Raw genomic sequence first — 13,111 nt, forward strand, 5'->3', positions numbered from 1 at the left:
AAATCATGAGAAAGATTTCTATAATACTAATTATACTAGTCAATTCTTTTCTGCTTCAGGGACAGGAGAGCATTAAAGACCATTCTTATTTTAAAGGTGGACAAATACATGTTGTAAGTTCTTCGCACCAGGATATTGCCTGGATGGATACACCTGAAAAATGTATTGAATTCAGGGATGTTAATATGATAACGCCAGCATTAAAGCGCATGGCCGAAAATCCTGAATTCAAGTTCAATGTTGAAAATGCAATGAACTTGTATGAATACCTGGAGCGCCATCCTGACAGTTTTGATGAAATTAGAAAGTTTACCGAATTAGGTCAGCTGGAATGGGGAGCAAACTACAATCAGCCCTATGAAGGAATGTATGATGGCGAAGCACTTATTCGCCAAACATATTTAGGTAAGAAAAGACTTCGAAAAATGATTCCTGGTGGAAATTATACGTGTGCCTGGGATGAAGATGTACCTGCACGTGTTATGCAACGTCCACAAATGTTTGCCAAAGCTGGTATCAAATATTTACAGTTTAGTCGTTTCGAACCCGGTTTGTATAACTGGTATAGCCCGGATGGTAGTTATATTTCATGCTGGACACCAGGACAATATGAATGTTCGGGTAGACCAATCCGAAATGCGAAAGGTGATGATAACCGGACTGCTGCATTCACTGAAATCCTAAATAACTGGAACGACTATTACAAGCAGAGAGAGTTTTCGCCAGATTACATTTATATCAGTTCTCATGATTTCTCGAAACCACTGGATTACGATTCATATTTTTCGGAATGGAATAAAAAGGTAGATAATGGTGAATCTCCTTTGCCATATATAAACTACTCTACCGGTGCTATGGCAATTGAGGCGGCAGTTCGTAAGGGAAAGCCTGACTCAATTATGGGAGAACGTCCTAATGTGTGGTTATATATACATGGACCAGGGCATGAAAGGGCATTGAAAGCATCTCGTTATGCTTCCCGAAGATTAGTCGCTGCCGAAAAGTTTGCAACTTTTGATGCAATGCTAAAAAAAGATTTCAGCGATTATCCACAAGAAAAGTTGACCAAAGGTTGGGAAGATGGAATTTATGCTGATCACGGTTGGGGTGGTCGTTTTGGGCATATTACCGATAAGCTTTTTCGTACAAAGTTTGAAAATGCAGGAGAAGTTGCTGATGAGGTTGTTGAAAAATCCATCACCTGTATTGCCAATGATATCAATTTTAAAGAAGATGGAATTCCTGTAGTCGTGTTTAATTCACTTTCGTGGGAGCGCAACGATCCTGTTACTTTCAGTTTGAATACAGAAGGGATGTATGATCAGGATTTCAAGCTAATTGATGGTGAGGGAAAAAGTATAAACTATCAGTTTATCCCTACTGACAACACAGATAGTGATTCCTGGTTAAAATTCGTTTTTATTGCAGAGGGCGTTCCTGCTCATGGCTATAAAACCTACTACTTGATGCCGGGTCAGTCGGGCGAAGATGAAAAGCTCAGAATGGATTATGATGGTAAAGAGTTAACCAATCAATTTTATAAAATAAAATTAGAACAAGGTGGAATTAGCTCAATTATGGATAAGTACATCCAACAAGAATTGGTTTCTGAAAGCGACTTTCTGTTTGGAGAAGTCTTTGCATTGGAATCGGTAGGACACGGTGCAGGGGAATTTACAAGAGTTCAACAACCCACCATGAAAGGATTTGCTAAAATGAGCCAGTATTCTCCGAATTGGCAATTGCTTGAAAATGGTGCCGTACGCACTGTACTGGAAACAAGCCACCCTTGGGAGCATTGTACTGTAAAACAACGTTTAATTGTTTATAACAGTTATAAAAGAATTGATTTTGAAGTTGATATTTTGGGATTCGATGGTGTTCATTCAAGAGAATATCGTTTAGCATTTCCGATGAAAAATGATGCAGGAAGAGGCAAGGTCGCATACGAAAGCCCAATGGCTGTTATTGAAGTTGGTAAAGATGAATTGCCTATGCCTGGTGGCTTTTCAAAACCTGAGCAGATATATGATACGCCATGCCCTGAGATTCACCCACGTGAGGTACAGGATTGGTTTTCGTATTGGGACGAAAATAAAGGAGTAACGATAAGTACCGATGTTGCAGCATTCGATTGGGTTAATCCGGCAAATAATAATTCAAAGGAAATTGTATTACAACCCATTCTCTTTGCTACCCGAAGGAGCTGTAACGGAAGTAGTGATTCCAACTGGTATCTTCAACGGGGAAACCACCATTTTAAGTTTAGCCTTACTTCTTTTGGTAGCATTTGGTGGAGTCCGTCGTCGGATTTTGATTGGAAAGAAGGGCGTCAATTCGGCGATCAGGCCAACCAACCAATGGATGCGCTGGTAATTATGGAAAAGCTTCAAAACGGGAAACTCCCTGATAAATATTCATTTGTAAAAATAAATAGCCGAAATGTAATTGTTTCTACCATAAAAAAATGTGAGGACGACAACAATGTAGTGCTACGCTGTTACGACATTGAAGGAATTGACTCAGATGTTAAAGTAGATTTCTTTAAGCCGGTAAAAGAAAGTTGGCTAACGAATATAATTGAAGAAGAACCTGTAAATACATGTAAAGACAATGTATATAAAGTTGGCAAATATGCCATCGAAACATTCAAGTTAAAATTTTAAAACCGAATCTATATGAGACAATATCATCAAATATTATTCAATATTCTTTTTATTGTATTTTGCTTTAATGCTACAGGTCAGGAACGTTTAGAAGTTGACAATGAAACGTTTGATATTTTAAAGAAAGCTTCAGAAAGTGCGCTTGCCAATGGCAGCATTTTATTGTCGTTAACTACACACCAGGATTTGGCTTGGGCAGATGAAATTTCTAAATGCGTAATCTGGCGTGATGAGCAATGGATTAGTCCTTTTATGGAGAGATTAGAGAAGGAAAGGGGATTCGAAATGGATATCGAACAAACTTCTATTATTCAGGAATATATCGAAAGGCATCCGGAAAAAAAGCAGGAAATAACAAAACGTTTGAAAGAAGGACGAATGTTGATTGGGTCAACTTATACCCAACCTTATGAGGAAATGTATTTTTCCGAATCATTAGCTCGCCAGTTTTACCTTGGAAAATTGTGGTTGAAAAACGAATTTGATGGATATAATGCCACATCATATTATAACTCCGATGTTCCCGGAAGGAGCTTGCAAATGCCACAACTAATGGCAAAAGCCGGCGTAGATAATATGTTCATCAGCCGTCATGAAAGAGGTGTGTTTGATTGGCTAAGCCCTGATGGTTCTGCAGTAACTACCTATTCGCCTGGGCATTACATTGACTTTTATAATATCCTTGGAAAGGAAAATGACGAGGCTGTTAAAGAGTTGGCCAAACAGGTTTTGGTATGGACCGATGGTTACAATGATATTGAAAGCGAAGAGGCTGTAATGCCGGCTGTATTAAATTTTGAGCCTATTTGGGATATGGGACCGGTGGAAAACCTCGACCCGTTTTTAACGCTTTGGAATAATCTGACCGAAGTTGAAAATGAAGATGGCGAAATATTAAACGTACAACTCCCTGCAATTAGATTTTCCACCCTCGATAAATTCTTCAAACAAATACGAAAGTCGTCAAAAGAAATACCGAGCATTATGGGAGAACGCCCTAATGTTTGGATTTACATACACGGACCATCTCATCATTGGGCAATGGATCATAGTCGTAAAGCAGATATATTGTTGCCGGCAGCAGAAAAGTTTGCTACAGTAAATGCTTTGGTCGACGGGTCTTATAGCAAATATCCGATAGATTTATTTTGGCAGGCATGGGAATCGAAAATATATCCCGATCATGGATGGGGTGGAAAAGGAGGTGTAAGTACCGATAATATTTTTCTGCAACGCTTTGCCGATGCTCATGAAAAATCAAAGCAACTGTTAGGTAAAGAAATTGAAACTTTAGCTTCAAAAGTAAAAATATCCGAAGATAAGGGAATTCCTGTAATGGTTTTCAATAGTCTTAACTGGAACCGCACCAGCCCGGTTGTTTGCAAAATGAACTTTGATCCACAGAGCGCCAAATCTGTAAAACTATTTTCAAAAGAAGGGAAGGAAGTTGCGGTCCAATTGGAAAATGTAAAAGCGGATAAGGACGGATTTTTAAAATCAGCAGAAATTAATTTCATCGCGGAAGATGTACCTTCTGTTGGTTTCGACACCTACTATATACAACCTTCGAAACAAGGTTTAGACGAAGTTGATAAAACAGTAGAATCGACTTTTGAAAATGATTTTTTTGTTGCAGAACTGGGCAATGGAGGTATCTCAAGTATGTTTGATAAGCAATTAAACAAAGAGTTGATTAATTCAGAGTTTTTTAAAGCCGGTGAAATTTTTACAATGAAATCAGAGGGAAACGGGGCAGGCGAGTTTGATGCTGTTCAACAACCAACTATGGAAGGATTTGATAAAACTGGTAATTACCAAACCAAATGGGAAATAATAGCAAATGGAAAGGTTTTCAAAACCTTCAAATTCCGCCAGCCAATACGAAATTCCGTCGCTGAAGTAGAGGTTACATTCTACAATCAGATAAAAAAGGTTGATTTTGATGTAGCGGTTAAAAACTTTGATGGTACAATGTATCGTGAATACCGTATGGCACTTCCTTTAAAAATGGAAAATAACACAGTAAGTTATGAAGTTCCTTACGGAGTAGTTGAAGTTGGCAAAGACGAAATGCCCGGTGCAGCTGGAGAAAGGTATTATACACCGTGTAATGAATTGCATCCTAGGGGAATTGAAAACTGGATCAATGCTTCGGGTGATGGTTTTGGCGTAACATTGGCATCAAGTGTAGTGGGGATGGATTATCTCGATCCTACTGGAAACGGTTTAAAGGGAACCATTCTGCAACCAATTTTATTAGCTTCCAGAAAAAGTTGCCATTGGGAAGGTAACGAATACCATCAAACCGGTCATCATCATTTTAATTTTTCAATCACATCGCATGACGAGGGGTGGAAACATACAGGACTACGTTTTGGAAAGGAAAGCAATGAACCCGTTTTTGCGGTTGTTGCACCTATCCAGTATGCCGATGCTTCTCTAAATGAAAGCGAATGTTTCTTGAAGGTTGACAATGATAATATCATTGTTACGGCCATGAAAAAAGCTGAAAACGAAGAGGGAGTGGCAATTCGCTTTTACAATCTTGAGGACAATGACTTGAAAGTAAAATTTCAATTATTTGATAAATTTAATCAAGCTTATAGAACAAACCTTATTGAGGAAGTAGAGGCTGAACTAAAGCTGAAAGGGAAAGATTTGGAATTAAATGTTGGCAAATTTGAAATTGGGACAGTTAAACTGAAAAAGTCAAAATAAGTGTAAGTCTAATCCCAATTTAAAGAAATCTAACAATGGTCTCTAATTTTATAAGAAATAATTGAAAATGAAGACGAAAGGTTCACTTTATCTACTCACTATTAGTTTTGTATCTACCATTGGAGGGTTTCTGTTTGGTTACGATACAGCTATCATTTCGGGATGCAACACGTTTTTGCAAACCCATTATAACCTGTCAGCAGCTATGTTGGGATGGGTAGTGTCATCGGCACTATTAGGTACTATTGCCGGATGTGTGGTTTCCGGAATTATTACGGATAGAATCGGGCGTAAAAATGCACTTATTGTTGCAGCCGCCTGTTTAACCCTTTCTGCAATTGGATCCATGCTTCCACCACAGTTTTTGGGAAACATAGATCATACGCATTGGATAAGTTCCAGTGAAACTTTTTCATTTAGTTTTCTGATTGTATTTCGAGTAATAGGAGGAATTGGTGTTGGAATAACCTCAGTAGTGGCACCCATATATATATCAGAATTAACGCAGCCTGAAAAGCGTGGTAAGTTTGTTTCCATCTATCAGTTATCAATAACACTGGGAATTCTGCTGGCTTTTTTGGTCGACTGGATTGTGCTTAACAATGCAGGAGATGCGGCTGGTGTAATAACAAATGAAGCCTCTGGATTATTTAGCTGGTTGTTTGTTTCTGAAATCTGGCGAGGCATGTTCGGAACCGAAATTCCTATTGCTACGCTGTTCCTTGTTCTGCTTGTCTTTTCTCCTAAAAGTCCGCGTTGGTTGGTGGCACAGGGAAGAAACAACGAAGCTTTGGGGATAATGGAACGCTTAAATGGCAAGGAAGAAGCCAAAGCACAAATGGCTGAAATTAACGAAATGGTTAATGAAGAAACAGGCGGTTTTAAAGAGTTAATGAAACCGTTTATGCGCTTGCCACTTCTAATTGGAATCCTGCTTCCCATGTTCTCACATTTAAGTGGAATTGCGGCCATCATGTACTTTGCTCCTAATATTCTAAATGAGTCGTTTCAAAATGTTGAAAGTTCGTTTTTAGGTGCTGTTCTGGTTGGTGTGGTGAATTCGGCATTCACGTTTGTGGCAATTCTGAATATTGAAAAATTTGGTAGAAGAAAATTACTATTGGTAGGGGTAACCGGAGCTTTTCTTTCGCTAACCGGAGTGGGACTTTTGTTCACAATTGGTTCTAATTTAGTGATTATTCCATTGTTGTGTTATGTGGCCAGTTTCGCCTTCTCATTTGGACCGGTTACCTGGGTTATTATAAGCGAAATTTTTCCGACCCGTATTCGAGGGTTGGCTGCATCAATAGGAAGTTTCTCACTTATGGTAACAGGTTTCTTTATCACCCTTACCAACCCTGTATTTATTAAAACAATAGCTCCTGGCGGCACATTCTTCTTATACGGAATACTTACGTTGCCTGCTATTTGGTTCATCTGGAAATTTGTTCCCGAAACCAAAGGAAAAACACTAGAGCAGATTGAAAAATACTGGCGCGAGAAGAAATGGTAGTCACCCAAACAATTATAGTTTAAACTGATTTAAAAAATGGCATTGTTAGAAAAATACGAAATAAAGGAAAAAGGATATGATCCGTTTTTAATACGTGAAGGTTGGCAGGTAGCTCAACTTAATGCGGATGAAAACCAACGTGTTGAGAATATTGTACGTATAGATATTCACTATCAAACGGATGAGGTATTTGTATTGACCAAAGGAAATGCTGTGTTGATTACTGCTGCCATAACCGACAATGAGCCCCGGTTTGAACTGGAACTGATGCAGCCGGGGATTACATACAATGTTCCGGTTAAAACATGGCACAATATAGCCATGCAAGAGGGTAGCGAAGTAATCATTGTGGAAAAAGACAATACCCATTTAGGAGATTTCGAATTTTTCGATTTATCAAAGGAAAAGCAAAGCCAATTGGTTGAACGTGTTAACGAATTATTCAATAAAGTTATATAGAAATGAAGATTTGGAAAGATGACAAGGAGCTATATAGTATAGCAAAAAAGGAACTTTTTGTTGCCTTGGTTGGAGATGTTCTGGATAAGCTGGGGTATCAACACCAGTTTCTACCGCCAACAATAAAGCCATTAAATACAGATTTTGTGGTAATTGGACGTGCCATGACTGTTTTGGAAGCTGATGTTTTCGACGAGGTGGTTGAGGAAACCAACAATCCAATTATGAAAAAGCCTTTCGGAATTATGTTCGAAGCGCTGGACAGCTTAAAAGAAGACGAAGTGTACATCTGCACCGGATCTTCGCCGCGTTATGCACTTTGGGGCGGATTAATGAGTACCCGGGCTATGAAATTGGGAGCCGCAGGAGCTGTATTACATGGTTATTCGCGCGATACCAACGAGGTGCTGAATCTGAATTTTCCTACTTTTTCTTATGGTGGTTTTGCACAAGATCAGGGACCCCGCGGAAAAGTAATTGACTACCGTGTTCCTATTGAAATTGACGGGATTAAGATTAACCCAGGCGATATTGTTTATGGTGACCGCGATGGAATTGTAATTGTTCCGAGGGAAGCAGAAGAAGAAGCTTTTACGGGGGCTATTGAAAAAGCACGCGGAGAACAATTGGTAAAAAAAGCGTTGGAAAATGGAATGAGTACCGTTGATGCTTTTAATAAATTCGGAATAATGTAAAATTATAAAATCTTACTATGAGTAATATAGATTTGACAGGAAAGAAAGCTTTGGTTACAGGGGGAAGTAAGGGGATTGGCGCAGCCATTTGTAAAGAGCTGGCAGCATGTGGAGCCGATGTATTAATTAATTATTTCTCTCATAAAGAAGAAGCAGAGCAACTTGCCAAAGCGGTTAGGCTGGAGTACAATGTGAATACGTGTGTTGTAGGCGCTGATGTATCCAATTCACAGGAGGTTAAACAAATGTTCAATGTTATGGATGCGGAATTGGGAGGCATCGATATTTTGGTAAATAATGCTGGAACAGAAAGTGTAATTCATGTTTTAGACATGGCAGAACGTGAGTGGGACAGGGTGATAAATACCAATCTGAAGGGATCGTTTTTGTGTGCTCAGCAAGCTGGTAGAAGAATGGAGAAAACCGGCGGTGGTGTTATCATTAATATTTCTTCGATACACGATACAACGCCCCGAAAAGGATTGATTCACTATTGTTCGGCAAAGGCAGGAATTAAAATGCTAAGCAAGTGTTTGTCGCTGGAACTGGCCGAAAGTAATATCCGGGTAGTATCGGTTGCCCCTGGCGCTATTGAAACGGAAATGAACCGTGAAGAGATAAAAAAATTCGGTAAGGAGAAATTTAATAACTGGATACCTTCCGGCAGAGTGGGTGATGTTTCTGAAGTAGCCAAAACAGTTGCTTTTATGGCAAGCGATATGGCCGATTATATCAACGGTGCCGACTTGTACATCGACGGCGCTTATATGAATCATACCATCCAGTACGATCCGCGCCCGCCAAGAAAGAAATCGTAAACAGAGAGGCAGAATGAATCTTTATTTTTTGACTCTAATTATCAATGCCATGGTACTATTTTTCACCGGAAGTTATACGCAGGACGGGTCACCTGCTTCAAACCCAACAGGCAAAGGAATTGGCTGTTTTCAGTTGAATACGGAAACAGGCGAAGTAAAATTTCTACGTTATTCAGAACAACGAAGTCCGAGCTACATGGTGGTAAGCAACGACAAAGAGTATTTGTATACAGTTGAAGAAATGTATGAGAACCTGAATCCTGAGGTTTACGCCTATAAAATTGGAGAAAAGGGGGAACTAACATTTCTGAATAAGCAAAAGATTGCTGGCGATTATGCCTGCCATCTGGCTATCATTCACGATCGCCTGGTGGTTGCAAGCTATGTATCGGGTAATGCGCTGTCGTATCCAATTCTGGAAGATGGTAGTCTTGCACCTTTCAGTCAGGAAATAAAGCATGAGGGAACGGGGCCGAATACCGAAAGGCAGGAAGCAGCCCATGCGCACATGGTATATCCATTCGGGGAAGATCAGATGTATGTGGTTGACCTGACTTTGGATATGGCCAAAGCCTATCAGCTTGATACCGAATCGAAACAATGGACAGCAACTCCAAATCTGGATATCAGGGTTGATTCAGGAAGTGGCTCGCGTCACATGGTTATGGATCAGAGAGAAGAGTTTGCCTTTGTTTTAAGCGAGTTAACCGGTGAAGTATTTGTGGCTGATTTGCGTGGTGGCGAACCTAAAATCATTCAAAAAGTTTCATTCATTCCTGAAAGCCACAATGGAGCTGTTGGAGGTGCGGCTATTCGCATACATCCCAACGGCGAATTTCTGTATGCTTCCAATCGTGGCTCCGAAACCATTGCTATTTTCAGAATTGAGAAAGATTCACAGGAACTATCGCTCGTAGGTTTTCAGTCAACCGAAGGTAAAACACCACGCGATTTTAATATCGATTCCAGCGGGCGGTGGCTTATTGCTGCCAATCAGGATTCGAATACCCTGGTTGTGTTCGAAATCAATCCCCAGGACGGAACCTTGAAAATGAAGTCGAAAGTTGAGGCAGAAACCGTAGTTAATATCTGCTGGTTATAAAAACAGAAAGAAAGTACATTCGAAAATGATTGAATTAAAAGGAATAGCATGGGATCACCCCAGGGGGTATGAGCCACTAATTGCAGCAGCAGAGGAATTCAAAAAGAATAATCCTGAAGTGAGCATCAAATGGGATGTGCGCTCACTAAAGGAATTTGGCGATATGCCCATCGAAAGCCTTATTGAACGTTACGACCTCATTACCATTGATCATCCGTACATGGGGCAGGCCGACAAAAACGGTCTGTTGCTTAAGTTAGAGCAACACCTTTCTCCGGAAGTGATTAAAAAGTTGGAGGATGAATCTTTGGGACAGTGTTTCAATATTTATCACTACAACAAGCACATGTACGCCACGCCAATTGATGCGGCGGCTTTGGTGGCATCTTACAGGAAAGACCTAATTGCTGAAATTGGAGTTATATTGCCAAATTCGCACCAAGAGCTAAAACGTTTTTACAAGAATTTACCTGCCAATTATAAAGTTGCATGGGCACTTTGTCCTACCGATATTTGGTGCACATTTCTTAGTTTGTGCGCACAAAATGCGGGTCGTAGTTTTATAAATGAAAAGCATATTGACAGCAAAGTTGGAGCAGATGTTATTGATGAATTAAAATCTCATCTTGAATACTTACATCCTGAATCGATGAATTGGAACCCTATCCAAATTTTGGATCGCATGGGCAAAGAGGATGAAATTGTCTATTCTCCTTATTTATTCGGGTACACCAATTATTCAAGAGCGGGCTATACGAAGAATCTTGTTCATTTTGCTAACAGCCCGGTTGGTCAACAGGAGAATATCTCCACCATTATGGGAGGTGTTGGTTTGGCAGTTTCGGCATTGACCAAACATCCTGGAGTGGCTGCGAAATATGCAGGATACGCGGCTGCCGCTGAAATTCAGGAAGCAATTTTTACGCGAAACGGTGGTCAGCCAGCTAATAAACTAGCTTGGCAAAGTGCAGATAACGATAAGCTATGTACTAATTTCTTTAAGGATACGATGTGGACCATCGAAAACGCCTACATCCGCCCGCAACATCCGGGCTGGAACCATTTTCAGGAGCAGGGAGCAGATATTATTCACGAAGGAATATTGAAAGACACGAATTCAGATCAAATTATGCGCCAGTTAAATGAATTGTATAAAACGATTTAAGCACATGAAAACATTTAAAACCATACAGATTGAAATAAAGGATAAAATCGGGGTGTTGAAATTCAACCGTCCCGATCAACTCAATGCCATGAACAGGCAAATGATGGATGAAATAATCGAAGGTATTCATTTCATCAACAATAACGACAATGCCGCAGTGGCTGTTATTTACGGAGCAGGCAGGGCGTTTATGGCGGGTGCCGACATCAAGGAGTATGGCAGCCAAACTACCGAAGAATTTGAGGCCTTTCAGGAAAAAGGAAAGCAGTTGTACGCTGCCATTGAAGGGGCATCGAAGCCATGGATTGCTGCTGTTAACGGATTTGCTTTAGGGGGCGGCTTTGAAATTGCATTGTCGTGCGATATGATTGTTGCTTCCGATCGGGCTAAAATGGGATTGCCCGAGGTATTTTTAAGTCTCATTCCCGGAGGCGGAGGTACCCAACGTTTAATCCAAAAAATTGGTATTAATCGTGTTAAGGAGATGTTGTTTTTTGGCGGACAGTTCGATGCAGAAACCATGTACAATTGGGGGATTGTTAATCACGTATTTGTTGACGATCGCTTTTTAGTTGAAGCCATGAATTTTGCGGGCAAACTTTCGCGCCGACCAAAAAACTCAATTGCACAATTGAAAAGATTGGCCAACCTGAGTCTTACCGAAATGGCCTTTGAAAAAAAGATTGAAGACGAAGCGAATACGGTTAAAGCGCTGTTTTTGCACGATGAGGCACAAACAGCCATTCAAAACTTTATAAAAAAATCGGAGAAGTAATTATGGAACAACATGGACCATTGAAGGGATTGGTGGTGGCCGACTTGTCGCAATTGGCACAAGGACCGTGGGCAACACAAATGATGGGAGATATGGGGGCAGAGATCATTAAGATTGAACCTCCCAAAGGAGATTGGATGCGCCATTACTCCTATGGAAACCTATACCCCGAAGGGGAGAGCATTTCATTTATCAGCTTTAACAGAAACAAGAAAAGTATTGCGCTTGATTTAAAGTCCGATGAAGGAAAAAAGATAGCTAGAGATATCATTGCCAAAGCCGATATATTGTTGGAGAATTTCCGCCCCGGAGTGATGGAAAGGCTGGGACTTGGTTACGATGAGATGATAAAGCTGAACCCAAAGTTGGTCTATTGTTCCAGTTCTGGGTATGGTTCATCAGGTCCCTATTTAAAACGCCCGGGTCAGGATTTGCTGGCGCAATCTTTAAGTGGTGGTCCATTCTTAAATGGGAAAAAAGGCGATTTGCCCGTTGTAACCGCTGTTGGCCAGGCCGATTTGTTAACCAGTTTATTTATTGTACAATCGGTTTTGGCAGCCATTTATTCGCGCTCGGTAACCGGCAAAGGGCAGAAAATTGAAGCGAACCTTCTGAATTCTGCGGTTGGTTTTCATATACAGGAAGTTACAGCTTACCTGCATAAAGGCTCTAACCCGGAACGTAGCCAAAGTGGAATTCCCAATCCTTGGCTGGGAGCTCCTTATGGCTTGTATGATACCTCCGATGGATACATTGCTATCGGTATGAGCTCTGTTCGTAAAGTAGCAAAAGTTATTGGTCTTACTAAATATGATGAGGAGAAGTTCGATTCCAATAACATCATCGAAAACCGCGATCAGATACGCTGGGATTTTAATGCTGTTTTCAAGACAAAAACCACCAGCTCGTGGCTTGAGTTATTGCTCGCCGACGATGTTTGGTGCTCACAGGTAAACAGCTTTGATGAGATGGTGGAAGATCCGCAGATCAAACACAACAATATGATTTTGGAGTACGAGCATCCAACTGTGGGTAAGGTTAAAACCACCGGGTTCCCGGTTAAGTTTAGCGACACACCACAGAAAATTGAGAAACCCGCTCCATTACTAAATGAACATGCTGCCGAGATTCTGAAAGAATTTTGTGGTTACCCTGAGGAGAAGATTCAGAAGTTTTTTAATGACAAATAAACCAGTAAAA

At 40.5% G+C, this 13,111-nt stretch carries 10 protein-coding genes; all 10 read left to right on the plus strand.

What is annotated here, in order from left to right:
* Nucleotides 1-5: 5 nt before the first annotated feature.
* Nucleotides 6-2,666 (plus strand): glycoside hydrolase family 38 N-terminal domain-containing protein, encoded by a 2,661-nt coding sequence (locus LH29_RS05685; protein ID WP_082063424.1) that lies wholly within the window; start codon nt 6-8, stop codon nt 2,664-2,666.
* 12 nt (nt 2,667-2,678) lie between these two features.
* Nucleotides 2,679-5,384, plus strand: coding sequence for a glycoside hydrolase family 38 N-terminal domain-containing protein (locus tag LH29_RS05690; protein ID WP_052670622.1), 2,706 nt, complete (start codon nt 2,679-2,681; stop codon nt 5,382-5,384).
* Nucleotides 5,385-5,451: 67 nt separating this feature from the next.
* Nucleotides 5,452-6,897, plus strand: a complete 1,446-nt coding sequence (locus LH29_RS05695) for a sugar porter family MFS transporter (protein ID WP_045026633.1) — start codon at nt 5,452-5,454, stop codon at nt 6,895-6,897.
* A gap of 36 nt (nt 6,898-6,933) precedes the next feature.
* Nucleotides 6,934-7,356 (plus strand): hypothetical protein, encoded by a 423-nt coding sequence (locus tag LH29_RS05700; RefSeq protein WP_052670623.1) that lies wholly within the window; start codon nt 6,934-6,936, stop codon nt 7,354-7,356.
* Between the two features lie 2 nt (nt 7,357-7,358).
* Nucleotides 7,359-8,051, plus strand: coding sequence for an RraA family protein (locus LH29_RS05705; protein ID WP_045026635.1), 693 nt, complete (start codon nt 7,359-7,361; stop codon nt 8,049-8,051).
* Between the two features lie 17 nt (nt 8,052-8,068).
* Nucleotides 8,069-8,869: an SDR family NAD(P)-dependent oxidoreductase gene (locus LH29_RS05710; RefSeq protein ID WP_045026638.1), complete on the plus strand. Its 801-nt coding sequence runs from the start codon at nt 8,069-8,071 to the stop codon at nt 8,867-8,869.
* A gap of 49 nt (nt 8,870-8,918) precedes the next feature.
* Nucleotides 8,919-9,971: a lactonase family protein gene (locus LH29_RS05715; protein ID WP_045026641.1), complete on the plus strand. Its 1,053-nt coding sequence runs from the start codon at nt 8,919-8,921 to the stop codon at nt 9,969-9,971.
* A gap of 25 nt (nt 9,972-9,996) precedes the next feature.
* On the plus strand, nt 9,997-11,136 hold the full coding sequence (locus LH29_RS05720) for an extracellular solute-binding protein (protein WP_045026643.1): 1,140 nt from the start codon (nt 9,997-9,999) through the stop codon (nt 11,134-11,136).
* Nucleotides 11,137-11,140: 4 nt separating this feature from the next.
* Nucleotides 11,141-11,911, plus strand: coding sequence for an enoyl-CoA hydratase/isomerase family protein (locus LH29_RS05725; protein ID WP_045026646.1), 771 nt, complete (start codon nt 11,141-11,143; stop codon nt 11,909-11,911).
* A gap of 2 nt (nt 11,912-11,913) precedes the next feature.
* Nucleotides 11,914-13,101 carry a CaiB/BaiF CoA transferase family protein gene (locus tag LH29_RS05730; RefSeq protein ID WP_045026649.1) on the plus strand — a complete coding sequence of 396 codons (1,188 nt, stop codon included), beginning with the start codon at nt 11,914-11,916 and terminating at the stop codon, nt 13,099-13,101.
* Nucleotides 13,102-13,111: the final 10 nt, after the last annotated feature.

Origin of the sequence: Draconibacterium sediminis, from assembly GCF_000949475.1 — a bacterium.
GTDB lineage: Bacteria > Bacteroidota > Bacteroidia > Bacteroidales > Prolixibacteraceae > Draconibacterium > Draconibacterium sediminis.